Annotated in this window: 26 protein-coding genes; 9 read left to right on the top strand and 17 right to left on the bottom strand. The window is 71.6% G+C overall.

The window, feature by feature from the left end; all coding sequences use genetic code 11:
• Positions 1 to 46: 46 nt before the first annotated feature.
• The 9 genes from hpnD to ACGFZK_RS06130 form a co-directional block, all read right to left on the bottom strand.
• Positions 47 to 1,027 carry a presqualene diphosphate synthase HpnD gene (gene hpnD, locus ACGFZK_RS06170; RefSeq protein WP_393847638.1) on the bottom strand — a complete coding sequence of 327 codons (981 nt, stop codon included), beginning with the start codon at positions 1,025 to 1,027 and terminating at the stop codon, positions 47 to 49.
• Positions 1,024 to 1,953, bottom strand: coding sequence for a squalene synthase HpnC (hpnC, locus tag ACGFZK_RS06165; RefSeq protein WP_393847637.1), 930 nt, complete (start codon positions 1,951 to 1,953; stop codon positions 1,024 to 1,026). Before hpnC ends, hpnD begins: the two co-directional genes overlap by 4 nt.
• Positions 1,954 to 2,330: 377 nt before the next feature.
• Positions 2,331 to 3,113 (bottom strand): ABC transporter ATP-binding protein, encoded by a 783-nt coding sequence (locus ACGFZK_RS06160; protein ID WP_393847636.1) that lies wholly within the window; start codon positions 3,111 to 3,113, stop codon positions 2,331 to 2,333.
• Positions 3,106 to 4,035, bottom strand: a complete 930-nt coding sequence (locus ACGFZK_RS06155; protein WP_393847635.1) for an ABC transporter permease — start codon at positions 4,033 to 4,035, stop codon at positions 3,106 to 3,108. The genes ACGFZK_RS06160 and ACGFZK_RS06155 overlap by 8 nt, the downstream gene beginning before the upstream one ends.
• Positions 4,036 to 4,129: 94 nt before the next feature.
• Positions 4,130 to 5,002: a glycosyltransferase family 2 protein gene (locus tag ACGFZK_RS06150; RefSeq protein ID WP_393847874.1), complete on the bottom strand. Its 873-nt coding sequence runs from the start codon at positions 5,000 to 5,002 to the stop codon at positions 4,130 to 4,132.
• An 8-nt stretch (positions 5,003 to 5,010) separates the two neighbouring features.
• A complete protein-coding gene (locus tag ACGFZK_RS06145) occupies positions 5,011 to 5,790 on the bottom strand; it encodes a CDP-alcohol phosphatidyltransferase family protein (RefSeq protein WP_393847634.1) in 780 nt (259 codons plus the stop codon).
• Positions 5,768 to 6,829 (bottom strand): iron-containing alcohol dehydrogenase family protein, encoded by a 1,062-nt coding sequence (locus ACGFZK_RS06140; RefSeq protein WP_266816151.1) that lies wholly within the window; start codon positions 6,827 to 6,829, stop codon positions 5,768 to 5,770. The genes ACGFZK_RS06145 and ACGFZK_RS06140 overlap by 23 nt, the downstream gene beginning before the upstream one ends.
• Positions 6,817 to 7,569, bottom strand: a complete 753-nt coding sequence (locus tag ACGFZK_RS06135) for a sugar phosphate nucleotidyltransferase (protein WP_189968161.1) — start codon at positions 7,567 to 7,569, stop codon at positions 6,817 to 6,819. Before ACGFZK_RS06135 ends, ACGFZK_RS06140 begins: the two co-directional genes overlap by 13 nt.
• Positions 7,566 to 9,359, bottom strand: a complete 1,794-nt coding sequence (locus ACGFZK_RS06130; RefSeq protein ID WP_393847873.1) for a DUF5941 domain-containing protein — start codon at positions 9,357 to 9,359, stop codon at positions 7,566 to 7,568. Before ACGFZK_RS06130 ends, ACGFZK_RS06135 begins: the two co-directional genes overlap by 4 nt.
• Positions 9,360 to 9,775: 416 nt before the next feature.
• Between ACGFZK_RS06130 and ACGFZK_RS06125 the strand changes: the two genes are divergently transcribed.
• Together ACGFZK_RS06125 and idi are read left to right on the top strand one after the other, a co-directional pair.
• Positions 9,776 to 11,056: a GNAT family N-acetyltransferase gene (locus tag ACGFZK_RS06125; protein ID WP_393847872.1), complete on the top strand. Its 1,281-nt coding sequence runs from the start codon at positions 9,776 to 9,778 to the stop codon at positions 11,054 to 11,056.
• Positions 11,057 to 11,177: 121 nt separating this feature from the next.
• A complete protein-coding gene (gene idi / locus ACGFZK_RS06120) occupies positions 11,178 to 11,777 on the top strand; it encodes an isopentenyl-diphosphate Delta-isomerase (protein WP_393847633.1) in 600 nt (199 codons plus the stop codon).
• Between the two features lie 51 nt (positions 11,778 to 11,828).
• On the opposite strand, the gene ACGFZK_RS06115 is transcribed toward idi, so the two are convergent.
• Positions 11,829 to 12,335 carry an ATP-binding protein gene (locus tag ACGFZK_RS06115; protein ID WP_393847632.1) on the bottom strand — a complete coding sequence of 169 codons (507 nt, stop codon included), beginning with the start codon at positions 12,333 to 12,335 and terminating at the stop codon, positions 11,829 to 11,831.
• 130 nt (positions 12,336 to 12,465) lie between these two features.
• A complete protein-coding gene (locus ACGFZK_RS06110; RefSeq protein WP_393847631.1) occupies positions 12,466 to 13,158 on the bottom strand; it encodes an HdeD family acid-resistance protein in 693 nt (230 codons plus the stop codon).
• Between the two features lie 87 nt (positions 13,159 to 13,245).
• On the opposite strand from ACGFZK_RS06110, the gene ACGFZK_RS06105 reads away from it, so the two are divergent.
• Both ACGFZK_RS06105 and ACGFZK_RS06100 read left to right on the top strand, forming a co-directional pair.
• A complete protein-coding gene (locus ACGFZK_RS06105) occupies positions 13,246 to 14,001 on the top strand; it encodes an enoyl-CoA hydratase/isomerase family protein (RefSeq protein WP_393847871.1) in 756 nt (251 codons plus the stop codon).
• An 89-nt stretch (positions 14,002 to 14,090) separates the two neighbouring features.
• Positions 14,091 to 15,728 (top strand): ABC-F family ATP-binding cassette domain-containing protein, encoded by a 1,638-nt coding sequence (locus tag ACGFZK_RS06100; RefSeq protein ID WP_393847630.1) that lies wholly within the window; start codon positions 14,091 to 14,093, stop codon positions 15,726 to 15,728.
• Positions 15,729 to 15,854: 126 nt separating this feature from the next.
• On the opposite strand, the gene ACGFZK_RS06095 is transcribed toward ACGFZK_RS06100, so the two are convergent.
• The 4 genes from ACGFZK_RS06095 to ACGFZK_RS06080 all read right to left on the bottom strand — a co-directional run bounded on the left by ACGFZK_RS06095 (position 15,855) and on the right by ACGFZK_RS06080 (position 21,064).
• Complete coding sequence (locus ACGFZK_RS06095; protein ID WP_393847629.1) at positions 15,855 to 16,637, bottom strand: SDR family NAD(P)-dependent oxidoreductase; 783 nt, start codon at positions 16,635 to 16,637, stop codon at positions 15,855 to 15,857.
• A 7-nt stretch (positions 16,638 to 16,644) separates the two neighbouring features.
• On the bottom strand, positions 16,645 to 17,820 hold the full coding sequence (locus ACGFZK_RS06090; protein WP_393847628.1) for an MAB_1171c family putative transporter: 1,176 nt from the start codon (positions 17,818 to 17,820) through the stop codon (positions 16,645 to 16,647).
• The gene (locus tag ACGFZK_RS06085) at positions 17,810 to 18,130 is read right to left on the bottom strand and encodes a hypothetical protein (protein ID WP_393847627.1); all 321 of its coding nucleotides are present in this window, start codon (positions 18,128 to 18,130) and stop codon (positions 17,810 to 17,812) included. Before ACGFZK_RS06085 ends, ACGFZK_RS06090 begins: the two co-directional genes overlap by 11 nt.
• Before the next feature lie 450 nt (positions 18,131 to 18,580).
• Positions 18,581 to 21,064 (bottom strand): Tex family protein, encoded by a 2,484-nt coding sequence (locus ACGFZK_RS06080; protein ID WP_393847626.1) that lies wholly within the window; start codon positions 21,062 to 21,064, stop codon positions 18,581 to 18,583.
• Here ACGFZK_RS06080 and ACGFZK_RS06075 point away from each other — a divergent pair.
• The gene (locus ACGFZK_RS06075) at positions 21,051 to 21,203 is read left to right on the top strand and encodes a hypothetical protein (protein WP_393847625.1); all 153 of its coding nucleotides are present in this window, start codon (positions 21,051 to 21,053) and stop codon (positions 21,201 to 21,203) included. The genes ACGFZK_RS06080 and ACGFZK_RS06075 overlap by 14 nt on opposite strands.
• A gap of 11 nt (positions 21,204 to 21,214) precedes the next feature.
• Here the strand turns inward: ACGFZK_RS06075 and ACGFZK_RS06070 are convergent, their stop codons facing one another.
• Positions 21,215 to 22,111, bottom strand: a complete 897-nt coding sequence (locus ACGFZK_RS06070; RefSeq protein WP_393847624.1) for an oxygenase MpaB family protein — start codon at positions 22,109 to 22,111, stop codon at positions 21,215 to 21,217.
• Between the two features lie 130 nt (positions 22,112 to 22,241).
• On the opposite strand from ACGFZK_RS06070, the gene sph reads away from it, so the two are divergent.
• Positions 22,242 to 23,231 (top strand): sphingomyelin phosphodiesterase, encoded by a 990-nt coding sequence (gene sph, locus ACGFZK_RS06065; protein WP_393847623.1) that lies wholly within the window; start codon positions 22,242 to 22,244, stop codon positions 23,229 to 23,231.
• 156 nt (positions 23,232 to 23,387) lie between these two features.
• On the top strand, positions 23,388 to 24,053 hold the full coding sequence (locus ACGFZK_RS06060) for an HAD family hydrolase (RefSeq protein ID WP_393847622.1): 666 nt from the start codon (positions 23,388 to 23,390) through the stop codon (positions 24,051 to 24,053).
• On the opposite strand, the gene ACGFZK_RS06055 is transcribed toward ACGFZK_RS06060, so the two are convergent.
• Positions 24,034 to 25,260 (bottom strand): transcriptional regulator, encoded by a 1,227-nt coding sequence (locus ACGFZK_RS06055; RefSeq protein WP_393847621.1) that lies wholly within the window; start codon positions 25,258 to 25,260, stop codon positions 24,034 to 24,036. The genes ACGFZK_RS06060 and ACGFZK_RS06055 overlap by 20 nt on opposite strands.
• A 189-nt stretch (positions 25,261 to 25,449) precedes the next feature.
• Here ACGFZK_RS06055 and ACGFZK_RS06050 point away from each other — a divergent pair, with 189 nt between their 5' ends.
• Together ACGFZK_RS06050 and ACGFZK_RS06045 are read left to right on the top strand one after the other, a co-directional pair.
• Positions 25,450 to 25,614 carry a hypothetical protein gene (locus tag ACGFZK_RS06050; RefSeq protein WP_393847620.1) on the top strand — a complete coding sequence of 55 codons (165 nt, stop codon included), beginning with the start codon at positions 25,450 to 25,452 and terminating at the stop codon, positions 25,612 to 25,614.
• A complete protein-coding gene (locus ACGFZK_RS06045; protein WP_393847619.1) occupies positions 25,607 to 25,795 on the top strand; it encodes a hypothetical protein in 189 nt (62 codons plus the stop codon). The genes ACGFZK_RS06050 and ACGFZK_RS06045 overlap by 8 nt, the downstream gene beginning before the upstream one ends.
• Positions 25,796 to 25,865: the final 70 nt, after the last annotated feature.

The raw sequence follows: 25,865 nt of genomic DNA, 5'->3' as shown, positions 1-25,865 counted from the left end.
CGGGGTGCGCAGCGGTCGGCCGGGGCGGCGGGCGCCGTCGGGGTCATCAGGCTCGCCTCCGGGTGTTCTGGCGGGAGATGGTCCGGGCGTCGAGTCCGGACAGGCCGCGCACGGCGACGTACGCCTTCTCATGCGGCGGCAGCGACACGCGGCCCCGCAGCACCGCCTCCGGCTCCCGCTCGATGCGGTCGAGGAGGCGCCGGTAGATGCCGGCCATGGCGGCCACGCAGGCGCCGCTGCGGCGGTCGAGCATCGGCAGCAGCCGATAGCCCTCGGCGAACAGGGCCCGGGCGCGCCGGACTTCGTGGTGGACGAGCCCGGCGAAGTCGGATCCGGGGGGCATCCGGTCGCTGCGGAAGCCGTCCGAGCAGCCGAACTTGGCGAGGTCCTCGGCGGGCAGGTAGGTGCGCCCGTTGGCCGCGTCCTCGCGAACGTCCCTGAGGATGTTGGTGAGTTGCAGGGCGAGACCGAGGGTGTCGGCGTACTCCCCGGCGCGCTCGGCGTCGGACGCGCCCAGGCCCGAGCCGTTCACCGTGCCGAACACGCCGAGCGAGAGCCGTCCGATGGCCCCGGCGACGCAGCGGCAGTAGTTCTTCAGGTCGTCCCAGGTCTCGTAGGTCTCGCCGCGGACGTCCATCAGGACCCCGTCGATGAGTTCGTCGAGGCCGCCGAGCGGAATGGGGAAGCGGCGCGCGGCGTGTGCGAGGGCGACGGCGACGGGGTCGGTGTCGTCCTCGTCGATCTCCTCGGCGCGGATCCGCCCGAGCAGGGCGCGGGTCTCCTCCAGCCGGGCGAACTTGGCCTCGGGCGCCAGTAGGCCGTCGCCGATGTCGTCGACCCGCCGCGAGAAGGCGTACAGCGCGGACATCGCCTGCCGCTTGTCGGTCGGCAGCAGCCGGATGCCGTAGGCGAAGTTGCGCGCCTGTGAACCGGTGACGGCCTCGCAGTAGCTGTAGGCCGCCGATACCGGTGCGGACATCGCGGTCGGTGCGGACGGGTGTGTGGGGCCCTCCACGGTGGGGCTCACCCCTTTCTCGGCGCTGTGCGCAGGACGGCGGCCACCTCGCGGAGCAGGCCGCCCTTGGTGGGCTTGGGCGGGCCGGGGAGTACGTCGAAGCCGGCGGCGGTGACGGCTCGCAGGGCCGCGCGCCCCCCTCCCACGAAGCCCGCGAGCAGCAGCCGGAGTCTGCCGTGCACGCTGCCCACGAGCGGGGTGCCTTCGTTCAGCAACTCGCGTGCGCGCTCGGCTTCGAAAGCGACCAGGGCGCGTACGGACGCGCCGGCGGACGGGGCCGCGAGCTCCGCCCCGGTCACGTGGAAGCGGCGCATGTCCTCGGCGGGCAGGTAGATCCGGTCGCGGCCGAGGTCCTCTGCGACGTCCTGGATGTGTTCGACGATCTGCAGGGCGGTGCAGACGGCGTCGGAGCGGCGGATCCGTTCGGGGGTGCTGGTGCCGGTGAGGGAGAGCACCAGGCGGCCGACCGGGTTGGCGGACAGCTCGCAGTAGCCGACCAGGTCCGCGTACGTCTCGTAGCGCGCGACCAGCTGGTCCTGGCGGTTGGCCTCGATGAGTCCGAGGAACGGCTCGGGGGTCAGGCCGTGGGTGCGGACGACGGGCTGCAGGGCGAGGAGCAGCGGGTGGCGGGGCGGGCCGTCGGTGCCGCCGAACACGCGCATCAGGTCGGCCTCGAAGGCGTCGAGCATGGCGAGCCGGTCGTCGGCCGCGGCGGGGTCGAGACCGAGGAGGACGGCGTCGCGTCCGCCGGGGGCGAGGTCGCCGTCGCCGATGTCGTCGACGAGACGGGCGTACCCGTAGACGGCCGTCAGCCCGTCACGCCAGGCGCGGGGCAGGAAGGCGGGAGCGACGGGGAAGTTCTCCGCGGCCGCCTTCTTGAGGGTGGCGTTCACATGGACCGTGTCGGACGGGTGCCGGATGCCGTGCGCCGCGGTCACCGCCCGCCGCCCGGGGCGGGGACGGCCGTCGTGCCTGGGGGCCGGAGAATTCCCGTAGCCATTGCCGTCACATCTCCCGTTCTACACTGCCGACCCATTACATCCTATTTCGGACACGCCGCCCGGGGATTCCCCGGGCTGCCCCAGAGCCCTTCACCTGCGGGGAATCGTCCCCTCTTGCCGCGATTGAGGACCGCCTCAGCTTACGCTGTAGAACGCCGCGGAGCCCTCCCGGGTATTCGCTCCGCCACCGAATGTCGCCGCGAAATGCGAGAACAGACTTCGAGAACAGACTTAAGGCCCCCGCCGCGCTGAGCGGCGGGGGCCTTCGGGTGAAGCGGATAAGCGCCGTAAGTGGGCGCCGCGCGACCCGGAGGTCAGCCGTTGGTGGCCTTCTCGTATGCCGAGACGACTTCCTCGGTGGGCCCGTCCATCAGGAGCTCACCCTTCTCCAGCCACAGCACCCGGTCACAGGTGTCACGGATGGACTTGTTGTTGTGGCTCACCAGGAAGACCGTGCCGGCCTTCTGCCGCAGTTCGCGGATGCGGTCCTCGGAACGCACCTGGAAGCTGCGGTCACCGGTGGCCAGGGCCTCGTCGATCATCAGAACGTCGTGGTCCTTGGCCGCCGCGATGGAGAAGCGCAGGCGTGCCGCCATGCCGGAGGAATAGGTGCGCATCGGCAGGGAGATGAAGTCGCCCTTCTCGTTGATGCCCGAGAAGTCGACGATGCTCTGGTAACGCTGCTTGATCTGCTCGCGGCTCATACCCATCGCGAGACCGCCGAGAACGATGTTCCGCTCGCCGGTGAGGTCGTTCATCAGCGCCGCGTTCACACCCAGCAGCGAAGGCTGGCCGTCGGTGTAGACCTTGCCCTCCTCGCAGGGCAACAGGCCGGCGATGGCGCGCAGCAAGGTCGACTTGCCGGAGCCGTTGGAGCCGATGAGGCCGATCGCCTCGCCGCGGTACGCGGTGAAGGAGACCCCGCGCACGGCGTGGACCCGCCGGACGCCCGGGGCGTCGCCCTTCTTCCGGCGGATGATCTTGCTGAGCGCGGCGGTGGCCGCGCCCTTGCCGGCGCTGCCGGTGTTGACCCGGTAGACGATGTGGACGCCGTCCGCGATCACGGTGGGGACGCGCCCCTGAGTGTTGTCAGCCACGGCCGTAACGCTCCTCAGACTTCCAGAAGTACACGAAGCCACCGATGCCGATCACGACGGCCCAGCCCACGGCGAAGAGCCACACGTGCGGAGGCAGGTTGCTGCTGCCGTAGTCGTCGATCAGCGCGAACCGGATCAGGTCCATGTAGATCGCCACCGGGTTCCACAGCAGCAGGTCGCTGATCCACTGCGGCTGGTCCTCGAGGTAGATCCCGATCGGGAACATGACGCCGGAGGCGTACATCCAGGTACGCATCACGAACGGCATCAGCTGCGCCAGGTCGGGGGTCTTGGAACCCATCCGCGCGAAGATCATGGCGAGGCCGGTGTTGAAGACGAACTGCAGCGCCAGCGTCGGGACGACCAGCAGCCAGGCGAGCCGCGGGTAGTTGCCGAAGCTGATGGCGATCACGAAGACGACGATCATCGAGTACAGCAGCTGCTGGAGCTGCTGCAGCGAGAAGGACACCGGCAGGGAGGCGCGCGGGAAGTGCAGCGCCCGCACCAGACCGAGGTTCCCGGAGATCGCCCGGACACCCGCCATCACCGAGCTCTGGGTGAAGGTGAAGACGAAGATGCCCATCATCAGGAACGGGACGTAGACGCCCTTCGGCATCTCCCGGCCCGCGCCGAGGATCAGGCCGAAGATCAGCCAGTAGACGGCCGCGTTCAGCAGTGGTGTCGCCACCTGCCAGACCTGGCCGAGCTTCGCCTGGCTGTACTGCGCGACCAGCTTGGCCCTGGAGAAGGCCATGATGAAGTGGCGCCGGCCCCAGAGCTGCCGCACGTACTCGCCGAGACGGGGCCGGGCGCCGCTGACCGAGAGGCCGTACTTCCTGGCGAGCTCCGCGGAGCTCAGCCCCGCGTCTTCGGACGGCGGCCTGCTCGTGGCGAGGGCGCCGTCGTGGGTTGTGTCACTCACAAGTTGAAACTTTCGTCTTCAAGATGCGGCCAGGTGGGCATCAGGCTGGTGGCTCGAGGCCCGTGATCGCGCCATGTTCCCAGACGCGGGCTGGTCAGATGACAGGAGGTCGGCCCAGCCGGGTCAACCGCCAGACCGTACGCCATCTCATCGGGCGGCGGGGTCCGCAGGGAGTGGTCCATCCCTCCCGGAAACCACCGAACCAGGCCTTGAGCGCCGGTACCGACGGCCTGCGTACGAGCGTCAGCAGGAGCCAGACGCCCAGGTAGACCGGGACCAGCGGGGCGGGCAGGTTTCGGCGGGCGAGCCACACCCGGTTACGAGCCACCATACGGTGGTAGACGGCGTGCCGGGAGGGGGCGGTTGTCGGGTGCAGCAGCACCATGTCCGACCGGTAGTCGATCAACCACCCTGCGTCGAGCGCCCGCCAGGCCAGATCGGTCTCCTCGTGCGCGTAGAAGAACTCCCCCGGCAGTGCGCCGACCTGCTCGAACACCGTCGTGCGGACGGCGTTGGCGCCGCCCAGGAAGGTGGTCACGCGGGAGGAGCGCATCGGGTCGGAGGCGCGCAGCCGGGGCACGTGCCGGCGCTGGGTCTCACCGGTGTCCGGGTCGGCGATCCGGAAGCTGATGATCCCGAGCCGGGGGTCCTCGGCGAAGGCCTGCCGGCACAGCTCGGCGGTGTCGGTGCGCTCCAGCAGACCGTCGTCGTCCAGGAAGAGCAGCACGTCCACGTCGCGGCCACCGGGGCCGAAGGCCTCGATGCCGACGTTGCGTCCGCCCGGGATGCCCAGGTTCTCCGGCAGGCCGATGCTGCGGACGCCCTCGGGCAGGCCGGTGACCTGCACGCCCTGGCCCACGACGACCACGTCGACGGGGGCGCCGTCCTGGCGGGCCACCGAGTCGAGGAGCGCCTTGAGCTCGTCGGGCCGGTTGCCCATGGTGATGATGACGGCGCCCAGCCGCATCGGGGCGCTCACTTGAGCCTGCTGGAGGCCAGGACCGACACCAGGTGCAGCACCGTCTGCAGCATCGCGATGGCGGCGAGCACGGCGACGCCGATCCGGGACCAGTACAGGTCGCCCCGGACCTGGTCCGCGATCGCCAGCACCAGGATGAGCAGCGAGGCCTCGATGCCCAGGATCAGGCGGTGGAACTTCAGCGCGGCGGCGGCCCGGCGGGCGAGCGCCATGCCGGACGAGCGCGGCTCGGAGGCGGCCTCCTTGACCGGCTCCTTGCCGACCTGGTGGCGGGCGACGCCGACCAGGTCGGTCTCGGCCTTGATCAGGATCGCGCCGAGCGCCGCGAGGGTGCCCAGGAAGGCCCACAGCCAGTCGATGCGCCCGGTGCCCCACAGGTCCGCGGCGCGCAGGCCGAAGCCGACCAGGACGGCCGCGTCGCACAGGTAGGCGCCGACGCGGTCCAGGTACACGCCGGAGAGCGAGAACTGCTTCTTCCAGCGGGCGACCTCTCCGTCGACGCAGTCGAGCAGCAGGTACAGCTGGACCGCCACGACGCCGAGGACGGCGCCCAGGACGCCCGGCACCAGCAGGGCCGGGAGGGCGAGGACACCGGCCACGGTCATCACGTAGGTCAACTGGTTGGGCGTGACCTTGGTGGTGACCAGGTAACGGGTGATGCGCAGGGAGATCTCGCGCATGTAGAGGCGCCCGCCCCAGTGCTCGCCACTGCGCCGGTCCTTCACGCCCGCCGGGTGCACGACGGGCCTCAGTTCAGCTACGGATGGTCTTGGCATAGTCGGCGTAAGCGTCCCTGATCTCGGCTGCGGACAGGTTGAGGTGCTCCAGGATCGTGAAGCGTCCCGGGCGGGTCTGGGGGGCGTACTCGACGGCCGCGACGAACTCGTCGACGCTGAAGCCGATCTCCTCGGGCCCGACGGGCAGGCCGTGCCGGCGCAGCACCTCGACGAAGAGGCCCGACTGCTCGGCGGCCCCGCGCAGGTGCATCGCGAAGGCGGCGCCGATGCCGACCTGCTCGCCGTGGAGCGCGGAGCGTCCCGGATGCAGCAGGTCGAAGGCGTGGCTGATCTCGTGGCAGGCGCCGGACGACGGACGGGAGTCCCCGCTGATCGACATGGCGATGCCGGAGAGCACGAGCGCCTCGGAGAGCACGGTGAGGAACTCGTCGTCGCCGCATCCGCCGGGGTGGCGCAGCACGGACTCGCCGGCGGTACGGGCCATGGCGGCGGCCAGGCCGTCGACGGGCTCGCCGGTGATCTTGTGCGAGAGCTCCCAGTCGGCGATCGCCGAGATGTTGGAGATCGCGTCACCGATGCCGGCGCGGATGAACCGCACCGGGGCTTCCTTGATCACGTCGAGGTCGATCACCATGGCGATCGGGGTGGGCACGCCGTAGGAACCACGGCCGTTGTCGTTGTCCAGGATGGACACCGGCGAGCAGATGCCGTCGTGCGAGAGGTTGGTGGCGACGGCCACCATGGGCAGCCCGACCCGCGCCGCGGCGTACTTGGCCACGTCGATGATCTTGCCGCCGCCCAGGCCCACGACGGCGTCGTAGCGGCGGCCCTTTATGTCGTCGGCCAGCTTGACCGCGGAGTCGATGGTGCCGTCGACGACCGCGTACCAGTCGGCGTGCGGCAGTACGGGCTCCAGCTTGGCGCGCAGCGCCACGCCGGAGCCTCCGCTGATCGCGATGGCCAGCTTGCCGGAGGCGGAGATCCGCTGGTCGGCCAGGAGGCCGGCCAGGTCGTCCATCGCCCCGCGACTGATGTCGACGACGACGGGCGAGGGGATGAGCCTCGTCAGTACTGGCATGCGATCGTCCGGCCCTTGGCGAGGTCGTCGTGGTTGTCGATCTCGACCCACTTGACGTCGCCGATGGGGGCCACGTCGATGGTGAAGCCGTCGTTGACGAGCTGCTGGTAGCCGTCCTCGTAGTAGAGGTCGGGGTCGCGCTCGAAGGTGGTCTTCAGGGCCTCGGCGAGCTGCTCGGCGGCCTCGGGCTCGATGAGGGTGACACCGATGTACTCGCCGGTGGCGTCGGCGGGGTCCATCAGCTTGGTGATCTTCTGGACGCCCTTGCCGTCGGCGGTGACGACCTTCATCTCCTCGTCGGCCAGGTTCTTGACCGTGTCGAGGGCGAGGATGATCTTCTGGCCGTTGCCGCGGGCGGCGAGCAGGGTGCGCTCGACCGAGACCGGGTGGACGGTGTCGCCGTTGGCGAGGATCACACCCTGCTTGAGGACGTCACGCGCGCACCACAGGGAGTAGGCGTTGTTCCACTCCTCGGCCTTGTCGTTGTCGATCAGCGTGATCTTGACGCCGTACTTGGCCTCCAGGGCCTCCCGGCGCGCGTACACGGCTTCCTTGCGGTAGCCGACGACGATGGCGACCTCGGTCAGCCCGACCTCGGCGAAGTTGCCCAGGGTCAGGTCGAGAACCGTCAGGCTCTCCTCGTCACCCTCGGGGCCGACGGGCACGAGCGCCTTGGGCAGGGTGTCGGTGTAGGGACGCAGACGGCGTCCGGCACCGGCAGCGAGTACAAGGCCGATCATGCTGGTTCTCCTTCGTCATGTACGGCGGGTGCTCCGGAGGAGACCCAGAACCGGATGCTCTCCACGAGCACCACGAGTGCCACGAACACGGCCGTGGCCGTGAGCGCGACGGGGAAGTCCGTTTCGCGCGATACGAGGACGGCCGCGAGGACCGTGATCAGCAGGACCCGGCCTTCGTGGCCGCCGATCGTCCGCACCAGCCAGTGCGGGGGCGCGCCGGTGCCACCGCGAATGCGGTACACCGTGTCGTAGTGATGGTAGGCGACCGCCGCGATCAGGCCGAATGCCGCCGGAAGGGCGCCGGGGACGTCCGCCTTCGCGGCGAGCGCCAGGACCGTGACGTACTCGGCCGCCCGGAACAGCGGCGGGATCAGCCAGTCCAGTGCGCCCTTGAGGGGCGCGGCGACGGCGAGGCCGGCGGCCATGACATAGATCACCGCTACGGCGATCAGCCGCGGGTCGCCGAACGGCAGGAACACGGCCCCCGCGATCATCACCAGCGCACCCAGGGCCGCCACGTACACGGAGCCGAAGGAGCCGGCGCGCCCGCGCAGCAGACGGGCCTGCACCTCGGCGAGCGGGCCGGAGTCGGCCAGGTCGGCGAGGGCCCGGGCCGCCCGGTCGGTGCGGGTGGCCTTGCGCGTCAGCGAGCGCAGGACCCGCCCGGCGGTGGTGTAGAGCGCGCCGAAGGCGCAGCCGACGAGCAGGGCGTAGAAGACGATCCGGGGGGTGGTGAAGGCGGTCAGGACCGCGATCATCGCCCAGCGCTCACCGATCGGAAGGATGATCATCCGGCGGATCCACACGGTCCAGCCGACGCTGTCGAGCCGGTCGGAGAGGGCGGCCGTGGGGCTGGTGTTGGCGGTGGCGTCGTGGTTGGCCTCGTTGAAGGAGAAGTCCACGACGTGCCGGCAGGTCATGAGGATCATGGAGCCGACGGCCAGGGCCCAGACGTCGTCGCCGTTCCTGGCGGCGCCGAGCGCGAGGCCGGCGTAGAAGGAGTACTCCTTCGCGCGGTCGAAGGTGGCGTCGAGCCAGGCGCCCATCGTCGAGTACTGGAGCGAGTAACGGGCGAGCTGCCCGTCGGTGCAGTCCAGTACGAAGGAGACGAGGAGCAGCACACCGGCCGCGACGTATCCCCAGCGCTCGCCGGTGGCCGCGCAGCCGGCCGCGATCAGGGCGGTGATCAGCGAGGCCGTGGTGACCTGGTTCGGGGTCAGGCCGCGGCGCGCGCACCAGCGGGCGATGTAGCGCGAGTACGGGCTGATGCAGAAGGTGGTGAAGAAGCCGTCGCGGGACTTCACCGCGGTCCGCAGGCGTACGGCCTCGTCGTCGACGGCGGCGACGGCGGCGGTCGCCGCGGCACGCTCCGCCTGGCCGGCGGGGACGGTGGCGACGAGCGTGCCCAGTTCGGGGCGCTGGACGGTGGTACCGGCGGACTCGACCGCGGCGGCGAGCCGGTCGGCGTACGGGCCGCGGTCTCCGGTCTCCGAGGCGGCGACGGCGGCGGCCTTGTCGAGGGCCTCGCGGGCGCCGGCCTGGACGGCGAGGGCACCGGTGACGGCGCAGGCGTCGAAGCGCGGGTCGGTCAGCGCGAGGCGGAGCGCGTGCACGTGCCCGACGAAGGCGCTGTCCACGACGGCCACCCGCTGGTCGGCGGGTACGCCGGCCAGTGCGGCGGCGGCGTCCCTGGGACCGGTGGCCGGGCGGACGTCGAAGCCGAGGGAGCGCAGCTCGTCCGCGAGCGGCGATCCGGGGACCGGCAGGCCGGTGAGGATGACGGTCGGCAGACGAACTCACTCCTTGTAACGGATTCCGAACGCGCGCCTCATGGGGGCGGCGGCACGTCGGCAGAGGCTATCGGATGAATGGAAGCAGGGGTTCACCACCCGTTTACGCCCTGATAAGCCGAATATCCGGGCTCCGGGCCGGGTTGCGATCATCATTGACGATCACGGCGCGGTACCACAAACGGCCCGGATGTTACGGTGGGCACGCCCCTGAACGTGTCGAGTGGAAAGAGGTGGGTTGATGACCGTCGTAGTGGTCGCGGCCATGCGCAGCGAACTCCGGTGCATCTCCCCTTCCTTCCGGGCATCCGGCCGGGCCTGATCACACAGCTGGGCCTCGTCGGCCGGAGCCCCCGTTCCAAGGGTTCACGTTGACCGACAGCACTACCTTCAGCGACGGCGCCGACTCCAGCGGCATCGACGATTTCACGCACGCCTTCTTCGCCCTGCACCACGGCCTGCCCCGGCAGGCTCCGGGGTCGGACGCGAGCACCCGCCACCTTCTCTCCCTGTGCGGACCGCTGCCCGAGCGGCCGCGCGTCCTCGACCTGGGCTGCGGCCCGGGCCGCAGCGCCCTGCTGCTCGCCGCCGAGGCGGGCGCACCGGGCACGGGCGGCGCCGAGGTGACCGCCCTCGACCTGCACGCCCCCTTCCTCGACGAGCTCCGGGCGGCCGCCGCGGCCCGCGGGCTCGCCGACCGCGTCCGCACCGTCGAGGGGGACATGGGCGCCCTCCCGGGCGAGGGCTTCGAGGACGGCTCCTTCGACCTCGTCTGGGCGGAGGGCTCCGCCTACATCCTCGGCTTCGACGCCGCGCTCGCGCGGTGGAAGCGGCTGCTCGCCCCGGGCGGCACCCTCGTCCTGACCGAGTGCCAGTGGACGGTCCCGGAGCCGTCCGCCGGCGCCCGGGCCTTCTGGGACCCGCACTACGCGCTGCGCACCACCGCCGGCAACCTCGCGGCCGCCCAGGCCGCCGGGTACCGGGTGCTCGGCGTGCACGACCTGCCCGACTCCGACTGGGCCGAGTACTACGGCCCGCTCGCCGAGCGGGTCCGTACCCTCGCCGGAACCGGCGGCCCCGCGATGGCGGGGGCGCTGGCCTCGACGCGCGAGGAGCTCGACGCACGGGCCCGCCACGGGCACGAGTACGGGTACACGGGCTACGTCTTGCGTCCGGTGACCGCCGGGGACGGCGACGCCTGGCCCGCCCGCCCGGAGACTGCGGCCGACGCGGCCGCCGTACGGGAGGTCAACCTGGCGGCGTTCGAGACCCCGCTGGAGGCCGACCTCGTGGACGCGCTCCGCACGCACGACTCCTGGCTGCCCGGACTGTCGTACGTGGCCGAAGGCCCGGACGGGTCGGTGGCGGCGCACGCGCTGCTCACCCGGTGCGAGGTCGACGGCGCCCCGGCGCTCGCCCTGGCCCCGGTTGCCGCGGACCCCGGGCTGCAGCGCTCGGGCGCGGGCAGCTCCGTTGTACGGGCCCTGCTCGCGGCGGCCCGGGAGTGCGGGGAGTCACTGGTCCTGGTCCTGGGGCACCCGGCGTACTACCCGCGCTTCGGTTTCGTGCCGGCCTCCCGTTTCGGGATCCGGGCGCCCTTCGAGGTCCCGGACGAGGCCCTGATGGCGCTGGTACTGGATGATTCCGTTCCGGTGCCCGCGGGAACGATCACGTACCCGGCCCCGTTCGGCGTCTGACACGTGGTGTGATCCGCCCCCTAGCACGCGCCGGGGGGCGGACATGCGCGGATCTCCGAAGTGGGGACAAGCCGCTTTTGTACGGCAGACTGAAGGCCGAAGTCCGAAGCGAAGGATGGGTATGCCGACCACACCAGCCACCGCCGCGAACAGCGCGTCCAACGGCACCGGTACTCAAGAACCGATCATGCTCGAACTGGTCGACGAGTCCGGCAACACCATCGGCACGGCGGAGAAGCTCTCCGCCCATCAGGCGCCCGGGCAGTTGCACCGGGCGTTCTCCGTGTTCCTCTTCGACGAGCAGGGCCGTCTGCTGCTCCAGCAGCGGGCCCTCGGGAAGTACCACTCCCCCGGCGTCTGGTCGAACACCTGTTGCGGTCACCCCTACCCCGGGGAGTCGCCGTTCGCGGCCGCGGCCCGGCGGACCCATGAGGAGCTGGGGCTGTCTCCCTCGCTGCTCGCGCAGGCGGGGACGGTGCGCTACAACCACCCGGACCCCGCGTCGGGTCTCGTGGAGCAGGAGTTCAATCACCTGTTCGTGGGACTCGCGCAGGCCACCGTGCGGCCGGATCCGGAGGAAGTCGAGGACACCGCCTTCGTCACCGCCGGGGAACTGGCGAAGCGGCACGCCGAAGTGCCGTTCTCGGCCTGGTTCATGACCGTACTGGACGCGGCGCGGCCCGCGATCCGCGAGCTGACCGGCGACGCGGCGGGCTGGTAGCCCGTACGCCGTCCCGCCGGGCGGCGGTCCCGCCGCCTCGCCGACCGCCGCTCAGCCGGCGGTCGGCGGGGCGGTGAGCGGGGCGGTGAGCGGCAGCGCCGCCCAGATCACCTTGCCGCCGGTCGAGGTGTGCTCGACGTCGCAGACCCCGCCGGCCTCCAGCGTGATCTCCCGCACCAGCAGCAGGCCCCGGCCGCCGGTCTGGCCGAAGTCGGCCTCCAGCGCCTTGGGCCGGTAGGGGTGGTTGTCCTCCACGGCCACCCGTACCCACGAGCGTCCGATCGCGACCTCGACCGCGACCTCCGGTGAGAGCAGGGCGGCGTGCCGGACCGAGTTCGTCACCAGTTCGGAGACGATCAGGAGCAGCGAGTACACCAGGTCCTGGTGGGCCGGCACCCCCTGGCGCCCGAGCAGGTCCCGGACCGCACGGCGGGCCTGCGGAACGGATTCTTCAACGGCGGGCGCGGTGAACCTCCACACTCCCTCGTAGGCGAGGGGGTCGGCCGGAGCCTCCACCTCACCCTCCTTGGCTGGCGGGACGCTCCCGCTGACATCCATCTTCCGACCCCCGTCTTCACGCTCGATCGTCTCCACGCGACAAGAGTGGGGAACGGGCTGGTCCGGACCGGACTGCTGACCAGAAGTCAGCGCCTATAGGGCACTTTCTGACCACTGGCGTATGACAGAGTCAGTTGTTCGACTGTTCCTGATCTTCTGTCGGACGCTTCGCGGTCGCCTCGCCCGCCTCCTGCGCCCTGTCCGCCTCCGCGGCGCCCTCGTCCTCCCTGACCAACCCCAGGATGCGCCGGGCCCCCATGCCCATGGCCACCAGACTCAGACCGTCGAACAGCAGGGCGAGGGAGAAGAAGGTTCCGATCACGTACAGACTGTTGCCGGGCCAGTTGGAGAGGATCAGGAACCCCAGCAGGAGCCCGAAGGCGCCCTGGACGATCGCGAGCCCGAAGTGGGAACCGCGCACCACCAGCGCTCCGACCAGCCGGAACAGCCCGCCGACGAGGAAGAGCAGCGCGGCGAACATGGTCAGCGCCTCGGCGCTCGCCTCGGGACGGCGCAGGATCACGAAGCCCGCCGCGAGGTTGATCGCGGCGACGACCACGGCGAGCCAGAAGTAGTTGCTCTTGCGCGACTGCACGGCCTGCACCAGGCCCACCGCACCGCCGATCAGCAACAGCCAGCCGAAGAGGAACATCGACGTGAGCGTGGCCACGCCCGTGTAGACCAGGCCGACCAGACCGGCCAGCACCAGCACCACCCCGAGCGCTGCCATCAGCGCGAAACTGCGGCGGAGCTTCTGCTTCTCCCGCTGCGGCTCCGGGCCCCCGACCCTGGCTCCGGTACGGTCTGCACCGTCTGCGCCCATGGGCGTGCCACCTCCTCGCACCCCCGACGGACTCCCTTGATCATAGGTATGACCGCCCGGGATAGCATCCGGCGCATGGACGCAGCCCTGGACGCAACCCTCCTGCACACGGTCGCCGACGGGGTGGCCACCGTCGTCATCTCGCACCCCGCCAAGCGCAATGCCATGACCGCCGCCATGTGGCGGGCGCTCCCGGAGCTGCTGACGGGCCTGGCCGACGACCGGGCCGTACGGGTACTGGTGCTGACCGGGGCCGGACCGACCTTCTGCGCGGGCGCCGACATCTCCTCGCTGACCGGGGACGCCGGGGAGGACGACCCGCGGGCCCTCGCCGTGGCCGCCGAGGAGGCCCTGGCCGCCTTCCCCAAGCCCACGCTGGCGGCGATCCGCGGCTTCTGCGTGGGCGGCGGCAGCCAGCTGGCGGCGGCCTGCGATCTGCGCTTCGCCGAGGAGGGCGCCTCCTTCGGCGTGACCCCGGCCAAGCTGGGCATCGTCTACCCGGCCTCCTCCACCCGCAGGCTCACCGCCCTGGTCGGCCCCGCGTGGGCCAAGTACCTCCTCTTCTCCGCGGAGCTGATCGGCGCGGAGACGGCGCTGCGCGCCGGATTCCTGAACGAGCTGCTGCCGGCCGGGCAACTGGACAAGCGGGTGGCCGAGTTCACCCGGATCCTGACCTCGCGCTCGCAGCTGACGCAGGCGGCGGCCAAGGAGTTCACGGACGGCCGGACCGACCGGGACGCCCGCTGGGAGGACCAGGCCGCCGGAAGCGAGGACACCGCGGAGGGGATCGCCGCCTTCCTGGAACGCCGGGCTCCGCGCTTCACGTGGACCACCTCGGGCTGAACACGTGCTGCGGCCCGGCGACCGCACGGCGTGACGGGAGGGCTGCGCCAGCCGGGGCAGGGCCCGCGCGCGGATAGGATCGGCACATCATGACTGCAACCCTCGTCGCCAAGAAGCTCACCGCCGCGCACGGTGAGCGCACGCTCTTCGCCGATCTCGACCTCGTCGTCGCCCCCGGCGACGTCATCGGCCTCGTCGGCGTGAACGGCGCCGGGAAGTCCACCCTGCTGCGGCTGCTCGCCGGGCTGGACACCCCCGAGACCGGGGAGCTGCGGCTCTCCCCGCCCGGCGCGGCCGTCGGCCACCTCCCTCAGGAGCCGGAGCGCCGGACGCAGGAGTCGGTCCGGGAGTTCCTGGCCCGCCGTACGGGTGTGGCCACCGCCCAGGCCGAGCTCGACGAGGCGACGCAGGGCCTGGTGGACGGAACACCGGGCGCGGACGACGCGTACGCGACCGCGCTGGACCAGTGGCTGAACCTCGGCGGCGCCGACCTCGACGAGCGGGCCCAGGAGGTCGCCGACGACCTCGGCCTCGCCGTCGGCCTCGACCTGCCCATGACCGCGCTCTCCGGCGGCCAGGCGGCCCGCGCGGGCCTCGCCTCGCTCCTCCTCTCCCGCTACGACGTCTTCCTGCTCGACGAGCCCACCAACGACCTGGACCTGGACGGTCTGGAGCGGCTGGAGCGGTTCGTCAAGGGGCTGCGCGCCGGCACGGTCGTGATCAGCCACGACCGCGAGTTCCTGGCCCGGACGGTCACCAAGGTCCTCGAACTCGACCTCGCCCAGCAGCAGATCAACCTCTACGGCGGCGGCTACGACTCCTACCTGGAGGAGCGCGAGCGCGCCCGCGACCACGCCCGCGAGGAGTTCGAGGAGTACGCGGGCAAGCGGTCCGCACTCGAGGGCCGGGCCCAGATGCAGCGCAACTGGATGGACAAGGGCGTGCGCAACGCCCGCCGCAAGGCCACCGACAACGACAAGATCGGCAAGAACCTGCGCGGCGAGTCGAGCGAGAAGCAGGCCGCCAAGGCCCGCCAGACCGCGCGGGCGATCGAGCGGCTGGAGGTCGTCGACGAGCCCCGCAAGGAGTGGGAGCTGCGGATGGAGATCGCCACGGCCCCGCGCTCCGGCGCGGTGGTGGCGACCCTGCGCGAGGCGGCCGTCCGGCGCGGGGACTTCTCCTTCGGCCCGGCCAGCCTGCAGATCGACTGGGCGGACCGGGTGGCGATCACCGGGGCCAACGGCGCCGGCAAGTCCACCCTCCTCGCGGTCCTGCTGGGCCGGCTGGTCCCGGACTCCGGCTCGGCCACCCTCGGCTCCGGCGTTCTGGTCGGCGAGGTGGACCAGGCGCGCGGCCTGTTCCTCGGCGACGAACCGCTCCTCGAAGCCTTCTGCGCGGCGGTCCCCGACACCGAGCCGGCCGAGGTCCGCACCCTGCTGGCCAAGTTCGGCCTCAAGGCGGCCCACGTCCTGCGCCCGGCGGCCACCCTCTCCCCCGGCGAGCGCACCCGCGCCGCACTGGCCCTGCTCCAGGGCCGCGGGGTGAACCTGCTGGTCCTGGACGAACCGACCAACCACCTCGACCTCCCGGCGATCGAGCAGCTGGAGTCCGCCCTCGACGCCTACGAGGGCACCCTCCTCCTGGTCACCCACGACCGCCGCATGCTGGACGCGGTACACGTGACCCGCCGCCTGGAGGTCTCCGCCGGCAAGGTCGTCGAGCTCTAGTCCCCGCGCCTGCAGGTCAGGCGCTCCACCTGACCGGACGGGAAGCCGTCGTGGATCTCCCTGCCGTTGACGACGAGCAGGGAGCCGCCCGCGCCGCACAGCCCGCTCTCCGTCACGGCCCCCGGGCTACTCCATCGGCGCTCGCCGCTTGCGGGCCATCCGGGCCGCGACGAACGTGCGCGGCAGGTGGCGGACGGCGAGGGCGTAGGCGCGGTAGCGGCGGCCGGTGATGCTGACCGGGCGCCGCAGGGCCAGGTCCTTCAGCGCCTGTGCGACCACCGCCTCCGGCTCCAGCCACACCGCGTCGCGCAGCGCGCTGACGTCCATCCCGGCGCGCTCCTGGAACTCGGTGCGGGTGAAGCCGGGGACCACGGCCAGCACCCGGACCCCGTACGGCGCCATGTCCACCCGGAGCGACTCGCTGAACGCGGTGATCCAGGCCTTGGCGGCACCGTAGGTCCCGGTCGGCAGGAGGCCCGCCACCGAGGAGACGTTGAGGACCGCGCCCCGGCGGCGTGTGCGCAAGCCGGGCAGGACGGCGTGGGTGAGCCGGAGCGGGACCTTGACCAGCAGGTCGAGCATCCGCTCCTCGTCCTCGACCGGGCTGTACGGGAAGGGTGCGGGCAGTCCGAAGCCCGCGTTGTTGACCAGGATGTCCACGGGCCTGGCCGGGTCGGCGAGCCGTTCGGCGACGGCCGCGCAGTCCGCCGCGTCCAGCAGGTCGGCGGGCAGCACCTCGGACACGGCGCCGTACTCCCGGGCCAGTTCGGCGGCGACGGCGTCGAGGCGGTCCTTGTCACGGGCGACGAGAACCAGGTCGCAGCCCTTGGCCGCGAAGCCGCGGGCGAAGGCCGCGCCCAGTCCGGCGCTGGCCCCGGTGATCAGTACGGTGGTCGCTGAAGTCGTCAAAGCGGGTTCACTTCCTTGTGGTGACGGGCGAGGCGTACGCCTGGGCGACGTCGACGAGGAACCGGGCCTCGTCCGCCAGGTCCCCGCCCTCCTGCGAGGTGTGGATCGCGGCGGGCAGTTCCAGCGCGGCCGCCTCGCCCGGCCGTCCGGGCGCTCCGTCGAGCTTCGCCTGCCGCGCGTCCTTCAGTACGCGGGCCAGTGCGGCGGCGGTGGCCCGCTGCTCGGGGACCCCGTGCCCGGCGACCCGGCCGCGGGCCTCCTCGAGGGCGCCCGGGGCGACGTACTCGCCCAGGATCAGGATCGCGTCGCGCGTCTCGATGACCTTGCGGTACACGAGCAGGTTGCGCGGGACCGGCGGCCACAGCAGCTCCACCGTCCGGCCGGCCCGTGGTTTGTTGAGGGCCACGTGCGGGACCGCCTCGACCAGGTCGCGCCACAGCGGCCACAGCCGCCAGGCGGTGGCGATGTCGGCGCAGGTGCGGCGGAGGGTGAACAGGGTGGGCACGAGGATCGCGGCGGCGCGCAGCAGGCCGTGCAGGTTCATCATGAGCGGGAGGGCGGGCATCGCCCAGGTGCTGCCGAACAGGGCCTTGAGGAGGTACGCCAGCCAGAACAGTCCGGCGAGAGCGGTGCCGAGGCCGAACAGCCGCAGCCCGGCGGCCAGGCCCCGGCTCTCGGTGCGGCGGCTGTAGCGCCAGCACAGCGCCACGCAGACGGTGTTGGCGACCACGTGTGCGCAGATCAGCACCAGCCAGTAGGCGAGGGAGGGCACCGGGTCGCCGACCGGCGGCATGGTGTGCGTGCCGTGGCCGGGCGCGGCCCCGTCCAGGGCGACGAGCACGCCGAGCCAGGCCACGGTGGCGATGCAGGAGGCGAGTTGGAGGCGGCGGCCGCGGGTGGTGGCGGCCACGAAGTAGAGGACGGCACCAGCCGACAGCACCCCGATGAGGTTGCGGACGAGGCCGATGGTGTGGGCGTAGCCCGGGCCGCGCTCCATCGCGTACGAGACGACGTCCGGGAGGTTCAGGGTCATCGCGGCGGCGGCGGTGGCGACGGCCAGCCACAGGCCGCGCTGCTGGGGGGAGCGCAGGGCGCCGGGGGCGCGGAGCAGGACCGCGATCCACAGGCACACCACGCTGGGGAGGGCGAGCCAGTTGCCGAAGTCCGTCAGGTCAGCTGCCATCGTTGCCCCGCTCGTATCCCATGGCGGACTCCAGCCGGGCCAGGGTGCCGCGTTCGCTGCCCGCGGACCGCGGACCGGCGTTCGCCGTGCGGATGCGGATCATGCTGGCGAGCATCTCCGCCTCCTGTTCCTGGCGGGTGGTGTAGTTGGTGCGCCCGAGGACGACGGGGGCGTGTCCGTCGCTCTCCTCCCCCTCCAGGGAGTGGTGGCCGAAGAGGATGTGGCCGAGCTCGTGGAGGACGATGTGCTCCCGGTGCAGCGGGGTGGTCTGCGCCTCGTAGAAGACGTAGTCGACGCTGGCCGTGCCCACCCACAATCCGCAGACTCCGGACTCCGCCGCCTCCTTGGGGAGCGGATGGAGCCGGATGGGGCGGCCGCGCCGCTCGGCTATCCGTTGACAGAGGGCATCGAGGGAGAACGGGTGGGTCAGATCCAGATGGCTGAGAATCTGCTCGCACCTTTTGCGGATGCTGAGTTGCCGGTGGGGCATGTGATCCCTCTTCGGACCCTTTCCGGGGCAACGGTGGTAGGCGTGTGTGGGCATGGGCATGACGTCCTGTGCCTTCGAGGCGGCCTCGGGGAATGCGGTCCTGAGGGGAAAACGCGGAAGCCCGTCCGCCGAGTGACGAACGGGCGTTCCACCATGCCTACAGATCTTGTACGGGGGTTGGCAAGGCAAGTCCCCTGGTGGGGAACCTATTCGGCCATCCGGTACGAGGACCTCACACGCCGGGTGGCTGCAACACGCCCTTGACGGCCGCTACCGCTTGCGTCGCTCCTCGGGGGCGGCGGTGAGGCCCGCACGGCGCAGGGCGTCGGCCATCGCGCTGTTGGCGGGGGCGGGGGCGCTGCCGCCGCCCTGACGCCGTCCCTGGCCGCCCTGGCCGCGCTCGCCCTGGCCCTGGCCGCCCTGGTTGCGGCCGCCCTGGCCCTGGCCCTGACCTTGGTTGCGGCCGCCCTCGCGGGCGCCGGCCCCACCGCGCTGCTGCGGCGGACGGCCACCGGCGCCGCCGCCCCGCCGGTCCTCGCGCTGCCTGGGGGCGCCCGCGCCGCGCTCGGCCCCGGCCTCGTCCTCCAGCCGCAGGGTGAGCGAGATCCGCTTGCGCGGGATGTCCACGTCCATGACCTTCACCCGGACGATGTCACCCGGCTTGACCACGTCCCGGGGGTCCTTGACGAAGTTCTTCGACAGCGCCGAGACGTGCGCCAGCCCGTCCTGGTGGACGCCGATGTCGATGAAGGCGCCGAAGGCGGCCACGTTGGTGACCACTCCCTCGAGGATCATCCCCGGGGCCAGGTCACCGATCTTCTCCACGCCCTCCTTGAAGGTGGCCGTCTTGAAGGCGGGGCGCGGGTCGCGGCCCGGCTTCTCCAGCTCGCGCAGGATGTCCGTGACGGTCGGCAGACCGAAGGCCTCGGTGACGAACTGCTCGGGGCGCAGGGAGCGCAGCACGTCGCTGTTGCCGATGAGGGCCGCCACCTCGCTGCCCGCCGTCTTGGCCATGCCGCGGACCACCGGATAGGCCTCGGGGTGCACGCTGGAGAAGTCCAGCGGGTCGTCGCCGCCGCGGATCCGCAGGAAGCCCGCGCACTGCTCGTAGGCCTTCGGGCCGAGCCGGGCCACGTCCTTGAGGCCCTTGCGGCTGCGGAAGGGGCCGTTGACGTCGCGGTGGGCCACGATGTTCTCGGCGAGACCGCCGCTGATGCCCGACACGCGCGAAAGCAACGGCGCGGAGGCGGTGTTGACGTCCACGCCGACGCCGTTCACACAGTCCTCGACGACCGCGTCGAGCGAGCGCGAGAGCTTCACCTCGGACAGGTCGTGCTGGTACTGGCCGACGCCGATCGACTTCGGGTCGATCTTGACCAGCTCGGCGAGCGGGTCCTGCAGGCGGCGGGCGATGGAGACGGCGCCGCGCAGCGACACGTCCATGTCCGGCAGTTCCTGCGAGGCGAAGGCGGAGGCCGAGTACACGGAGGCGCCCGCCTCCGAGACCATCACCTTGGTGAGTTTCAGCTCGGGGTGGCGCGTGATGAGGTCCCCGGCGAGCTTGTCGGTCTCGCGGGAGGCCGTGCCGTTGCCGATCGCGACCAGCTCGACCGCGTGCACCTCGGCCAGGCGGGCCAGCTTGGCGAGGGACTCGTCCCACTTGTTGGCGGGCACGTGCGGGTAGATCACGTCCGTGGCCACGACCTTGCCGGTCGCGTCCACGACGGCGACCTTCACACCGGTACGGAACCCCGGGTCCAGGCCGAGCGTCGCCCGGGTGCCGGCGGGCGCCGCGAGCAGCAGGTCGCGCAGGTTCGACGCGAAGACCCGTACGGCCTCGTCCTCGGCCGCCTGGCGCAGCCGCATCCGCAGGTCGATGCCGAGGTGCACCTGGATCTTCGTACGCCAGGCCCAGCGGACCGTGTCGGCCAGCCACTTGTCGCCGGGGCGGCCGCGGTCTCCGATGCCGAAGCGGCGGGCGATCATGCCCTCGTACGTGGACGGGCCGGGGGTCGCCGTGTCTTCGGGGTGCTCCGGCTCCAGGGTGAGGTCGAGGACGTCCTCCTTCTCGCCTCGCAGCATGGCGAGGACGCGGTGCGAGGGCAGGGCGGTGAACGGCTCGGCGAAGTCGAAGTAGTCGGCGAACTTGGCGCCGGCCTCCTCCTTGCCCTCGCGGACCTTCGCCGCCACCCGGCCGCGGCCCCACATGCGCTCGCGCAGTTCGCCGATCAGGTCGGCGTCCTCGCCGAACCGCTCGGTGAGGATGGCCCGGGCGCCCTCCAGGGCCGCGGCGGCGTCGGCCACGCCCTTGCCGGCGTCGACGAACGCGGCCGCGGCGGCGGCCGGTTCGACCGACGGATCGGCCAGCAGGCCCTCGGCGAGCGGCTCCAGACCGGCCTCGCGGGCGATCTGCGCCTTGGTGCGGCGCTTGGGCTTGAAGGGCAGGTAGATGTCCTCCAGCCGGGCCTTGGTGTCGGCCGCGGCGATCCGCGCCGCCAGTTCGTCGGTGAGCTTGCCCTGCTCCCGCACGGAGTCCAGGACCGCCGCGCGGCGGTCCTCCAGCTCGCGCAGATACCGCAGCCGCTCCTCGAGGGTGCGCAGCTGGGCGTCGTCGAGCATCTCGGTCGCTTCCTTGCGGTAGCGCGCGATGAACGGCACGGTGGAGCCGCCGTCGAGCAGCTCGACGGCGGCCTTGACCTGCCGCTCCCGTACGCCGAGCTCCTCGGCGATCCTGCCTTCGATGGACGTCGTCACGATCGGGTCCCGCCTGCCTTCGTTTGCACTGGAAGGCTGCCAATTGTGGCAGGTGGCGGTGACGGACGGCGGGAACCCTGCTCATCCGGGCCGGCGGATCGCGGAGACGAACACGATCCACACGCACGACGAGCACTGAGCCACGTCCCGTCAGCGGGCGGCGGCGCGCCAACGGGCCCGCGCCGCCCGCGCGATGGGCAGGTACCGCAGCCGCTCCGGCAGCAGCGGTACGAGGATCCGCACGGCCGTGCTGAACCGCCGGAGCCTGCGCTCCTGGGCCGGGCTCCACTCCAGCCCGATCGCGGCGCGGGCCTCGGGCGGCATGTAGCCGACGGTGACGAAGGCCCGCAGGCGCAGGAACGCCGCCCGCAGCACCGGCCAGGTGAGCCGCAGCAGCAGGCGCACGGCGGGCGAGCCGGCCTCCGGCCGGGGCAGCCGCACCTCGGTGGAGATCAGCTCGCGGGCGACCGCGGTGGGCTCGATCTCCTCGGCCAGCATCCGGCCCCAGTACGTCCAGTACTCCTCGATGCTCTGCGGCATGTCCCGGTCGCGCAGGCCCAGGATCCGGCCCACCTGGAGCCACTCCCGGTAGAGCTGCCGCTCCTGGGCGGGGGTGAAGCGGCGCAGCAGGTAGCGCCCGGCGTACAGGTAGACGGGAAAACCGGTGGCGTGCACCCAGGCGTAGCAGGCCGGGTCGAGGGAGTGGTAGCGGCGCCCACGGGTGTCGGTGCCCTGGATCTCCTTGTGCAGGCGGCGCACCCGGCGCCCCTCCTCGGCGGCCTCCTCACCGCCGTACACCCACAGCTGGACCGAGCGCAGTGAGCGCTCCCCGCGGCCCCAGGGGTCGGTGCGGAAGACGGAGTGCTCGTCGACACCGGCCGCGATCGCGGGGTGGGCCACCTGCATGGTGAAGGCGGCGGGCAGCATCAGCAGGGCCCGGACGTCCCCGGCGATGGTCCACAGCACCCCGCCGGGCGGCGGCGGCTCGGGGTCGGTGCGGCGCGCGGCCGCAGGTCCGGCGGGGTGCGGGGGGTCCGTCTTCGTCATGGGACAAGTATGCGAGCACCGGACGGCCGCCTTACGGACAGAAAGTCTCTGCACGGGTGTTACCCAGAGGTAACTGGTGCTGCTTGTATGACGGCGTCGATCTTCCCCCGCAGGAATGATGGAGACCTTCATGCTGCTTTCCTCGCCCCGCTCGCGCCGCGCCGCCGCCACGGCCGTCGCCGCGGTCGCCGCAGGCGCACTGGCCGTCACCACCGCCCCGTCCGCCACGGCGGCGGAGAGCGCCGCGGCTCCGCGGCTCAGCGTCCTCTCGTACAACGTGTTCCTGATGAGCAAGAGCCTGTACCCGAACTGGGGCCAGGACCACCGGGCGGCGGAGATCCCCAAGGCCTCCTTCTACAAGGGCCACGACGTGGTCGTGCTCCAGGAGGCCTTCGACAACGGCTCCTCGGACGCCCTGAAGGCGAACTCCGCCGCGCAGTACCCGTACCAGACCCCGGTCGTCGGCCGCAGCAAGAGCGGCTGGGACGCCACGGGCGGCGCGTACTCCTCCACCACCCCGGAGGACGGCGGCGTCACGATCCTCAGCAAGTGGCCGATCGTCCGCAAGGAGCAGGTGGTCTACAAGGACGCCTGCGGCGCCGACTGGTGGTCCAACAAGGGCTTCGCCTACGTCGTGCTGAACGTGAACGGGGCCAGGGTGCACGTGGTCGGCACGCACGCGCAGTCCACCGACCCGGGCTGTAGCGCGGGCGAGGCGGCGGAGATGCGCGCCCGTCAGTTCCGTTCCGTCGACGCCTTCCTGGACGGGAAGAACATTCCGGCGAACGAGCAGGTCATCCTGGCGGGCGACCTCAATGTCGACTCGCGCACCCCGGAGTACGCCGGCCTGCTCGCCCATGCCGACCTGGCCGACTCCGACAGCCGCACGGGTCACCCGTACTCCTTCGACACCGCGCTCAACTCGATAGCGAACTACCGCTACCCGAGCGACCCGCGCGAGGACCTGGACTACGTCCTCTACCGCAAGGGCAACGCCCGCCCGGCGGGCTGGGAGAACAACGTGGTCAAGGAGCAGTCGGCGCCCTGGACGGTCTCCAGCTGGGGCACCTCCTACACCTACACCAACCTCTCCGACCACTACCCGCTGATCGGACGCTAGGCCCGGTCGCCACGATCCGGCCCCTTTGCGGTGAGTGCGGATCCCGCTCACCGCAAAGGGAGTCACTTCCGACCTCTCGTCGTCGCCCCCTTCGGCCACTTCGGGGTCGGGATGGGGCGCTTCCGTGCGTCCCGGAGCGGTGACTAGGCTGCCCGCATGACGATCCGCGCTGTAGTTTTCGACGTCGGCGAGTGCCTCGTTGACGAGACCCGCGAGTACGGCACGTGGGCCGACTGGCTCGGTGTCCCCCGCCACACCTTCGCTGCGATGTTCGGCGCCGTCATCGCCCAAGGCCGCGACTACCGCGAGGTGTTCCAGCCGTTCAAGCCGGGCTTCGACCTGACCTCCGAGCGCGAGGCCCGGGCTGCGGCGGGCCGGCCGGAGCACTTCGACGAGAGCGACCTCTACCCGGACGTCCGGCCCGCCCTCGCCGCACTCCGCGAGGCCGGCCTGTGGCTCGCCATCGCCGGGAACCAGACCGTGCGTGCCGGCGGGATCCTGCGGGACCTGTTCACTAAGGACGTCGACCTCATCGGCACGTCGGACGACTGGGGCGCGTCGAAGCCGGACCCGGCCTTCTTCGAGCGGGTCGCCTCGGTCGTCCCGGTCGAGCCGTCCGAGATCCTGTACGTCGGCGACCGCGTCGACAACGATCTCCGTCCCGGAGCTGCCGCAGGGATGCACACCGCGCTCATCCGTCGGGGCCCGTGGGCAACCATCCAGTGGGACACGCCCGAGGCCCGCGAGCTGCCGACGTTCCGGGTCGAGTCCCTCGCGGAGCTGCCCACCCGGATTTCCGACTTCAATTCGCGAGAGCGCTGACCACCGCTCCCCACCCGTACATCTGGTCGTCGAGGTCGCGGACGTACTGCTCGTGCTGCCACGGCACGAGCGCGCGCCGCACCTCGCGTACCCGTTCCAGTCCGGTCGCGTACCAGTGCGCCTCCAGCAGCTCCAGTGCTCGCAGCGCGTACGCTGCGGCGGCCTCCGGCCGGCCCGCCGCAGCCTCGACCGCGCCGAGGTCGCCCAGGACCACGGTGCGCTGCTTGTCCGCGTCAGAGGGCAGCTCCGCGAGGACATGGAGCAGGGTTTCCCGGGCCTGCGGCAGGCGCCCGGCCGACAACTCGGTGGTCCCCTTGAACGCGGCCAGCCGAATCGGCGAGAACCAGTCCATCCACTCGGGGTTGGGCTGCGTGCCGCCTGCCGCAAGGACCTCCTCGCCGTGCGCGATCAAGTTCAGCGCGGTCCGGTCGTTACCGCAGCGGGTCTCGCACTCAGCCTCGACCGCGTCCAGCCACGCCAGGAACTCGGCAGACGCCGGAGCCCGCCGGGCGTAGGTACGGGCAGCGATCATTCGCTCGGCGGCGGCCGGCTGCTCTCCGGCCCATCCGGGTACGAAGGCCATGTGGGCCAGGATCGCGCTGCCGAGGAGCGGGTCGTCGGCCTCGCCTGCGGCTTGCAGGGCCTGGACCCAGGTGTCTCGCGCGCGTTCGGGGGCGCGCTGGTCGAAGAACTCGATCCGGCCGCCGAGCAGGTGGCTTTCCGCGAGGGCTGCCGCGAGGGTCTGGCGGGTCTGTCCTGCCGTGGCCGGGAGCAGTGCCTCTCCGAGTCCTGCGTGGGCGGTGACGGCTGGGTGCAGTACGGCCGGGGCGACGCTCCAGTAGAGCTGTCGGTGGGCGCGGGTGACCGCGAGGTAGTCCGATGCCGCGGTGGCGGGTTGCATGAGGTTCGGGGTGCGGACCGCAGTGCGGGCGGGTGGCGCCAGTTGCGTGGCGGGCGGCCCTGGTTCGACTCCCCCGGTGGGCGACTCGAAGCCGAGCTGTTCCATGGTCCGGTTCAGGAGTTGTTGGAGCACGCGGCGGGCGTCGGGGTAGGGCCAGGGCGGGGTTTCGGATTCCCAGCGCTGGACCTGCTTGAGGCTGACCTGCACGCCGTTGCGGGCGAGGGCGTTGACGAGATCTTGTTGCGAGCGGTATCCGGCGGCCGCGCGGGCTGCCCGTAGACGTGCGTTGCCGGCGGTGCGTGGCATAGCAGCCTCCTTGTGTGTATCGGATGGCGACACTGTCTCAGGAAGTCGCCCAGGTTGCCACGATTCACCAACTCGAGCGTACAGAAGTCCCTTTCCGCGACTCCAGAAGTCCCGTAGAAGTCCTCGCCAAGAGACTTCAACGGGTCCAGTCTTGGCACACCACCCACTGACGACGGTAGGGAGCACCCCGTGACGAGCCCCACCCCGCGCGGCGTATGGAGCCTCGACACCCCGGACGGTCCGGGCATCGGCTTCGCCGCAGTGCACCAGCCCGGATCCGACCTCCTCGACCGTGCACAGGTCGGTTGGGAGCGCTTCAACAGCGCTGCGGACGAGGAATCATCCGATGGCTGAGGTGTACGAGTACCAGCCCCACGGACTGCTCCGTAAGCGAGTTCGGGACATCGCGTCCGGCGTCGAGGGCGAGTTGATGGCCGTCATCGCAGAGGGCGTCACCGACATCGCGTACATCAGGAAGTCGGACGGCCGCGAGTTCACCACCGCCGCCGCCAACGTTCAGCCAGCCGGCCAGTGAGCCGGCTCGGGCATCAGGCCCGCTACGTCGCGATCGTGTTCGGCGAGTTCGTCGTCAGCACCTGCTGATC

It is taken from the genome of Streptomyces sp. NPDC048257, assembly GCF_043201855.1.
Classification (GTDB): Bacteria; Actinomycetota; Actinomycetes; order Streptomycetales; family Streptomycetaceae; genus Streptomyces.
The sequence above is the reverse complement of the archived record's forward strand: the minus strand, read 5'-3'. Positions and strand labels throughout refer to the sequence as shown.

Bases quoted from the DNA above. Each gene is read 5' to 3' on its own strand.
- ACGFZK_RS06110 (WP_393847631.1), bottom strand. From the start codon at position 13,158: ATGGGCGCAGACGGTGCAGACCGTACCGGAGCCAGGGTCGGGGGCCCG.
- idi (WP_393847633.1), top strand. From the start codon at position 11,178: ATGCCGACCACACCAGCCACCGCCGCGAACAGCGCGTCCAACGGCACC.
- ACGFZK_RS06045 (WP_393847619.1), top strand. From the start codon at position 25,607: ATGGCTGAGGTGTACGAGTACCAGCCCCACGGACTGCTCCGTAAGCGA.
- ACGFZK_RS06075 (WP_393847625.1), top strand. From the start codon at position 21,051: ATGGACGTCGTCACGATCGGGTCCCGCCTGCCTTCGTTTGCACTGGAA.
- ACGFZK_RS06115 (WP_393847632.1), bottom strand. From the start codon at position 12,335: ATGGATGTCAGCGGGAGCGTCCCGCCAGCCAAGGAGGGTGAGGTGGAG.
- ACGFZK_RS06060 (WP_393847622.1), top strand. From the start codon at position 23,388: ATGACGATCCGCGCTGTAGTTTTCGACGTCGGCGAGTGCCTCGTTGAC.
- ACGFZK_RS06070 (WP_393847624.1), bottom strand. From the start codon at position 22,111: ATGACGAAGACGGACCCCCCGCACCCCGCCGGACCTGCGGCCGCGCGC.
- ACGFZK_RS06100 (WP_393847630.1), top strand. From the start codon at position 14,091: ATGACTGCAACCCTCGTCGCCAAGAAGCTCACCGCCGCGCACGGTGAG.
- sph (WP_393847623.1), top strand. From the start codon at position 22,242: ATGCTGCTTTCCTCGCCCCGCTCGCGCCGCGCCGCCGCCACGGCCGTC.
- ACGFZK_RS06140 (WP_266816151.1), bottom strand. From the start codon at position 6,829: ATGCCAGTACTGACGAGGCTCATCCCCTCGCCCGTCGTCGTCGACATC.
- ACGFZK_RS06145 (WP_393847634.1), bottom strand. From the start codon at position 5,790: ATGCCAAGACCATCCGTAGCTGAACTGAGGCCCGTCGTGCACCCGGCG.
- ACGFZK_RS06150 (WP_393847874.1), bottom strand. From the start codon at position 5,002: ATGCGGCTGGGCGCCGTCATCATCACCATGGGCAACCGGCCCGACGAG.
- ACGFZK_RS06135 (WP_189968161.1), bottom strand. From the start codon at position 7,569: ATGATCGGCCTTGTACTCGCTGCCGGTGCCGGACGCCGTCTGCGTCCC.
- ACGFZK_RS06090 (WP_393847628.1), bottom strand. From the start codon at position 17,820: ATGGCAGCTGACCTGACGGACTTCGGCAACTGGCTCGCCCTCCCCAGC.
- ACGFZK_RS06055 (WP_393847621.1), bottom strand. From the start codon at position 25,260: ATGCCACGCACCGCCGGCAACGCACGTCTACGGGCAGCCCGCGCGGCC.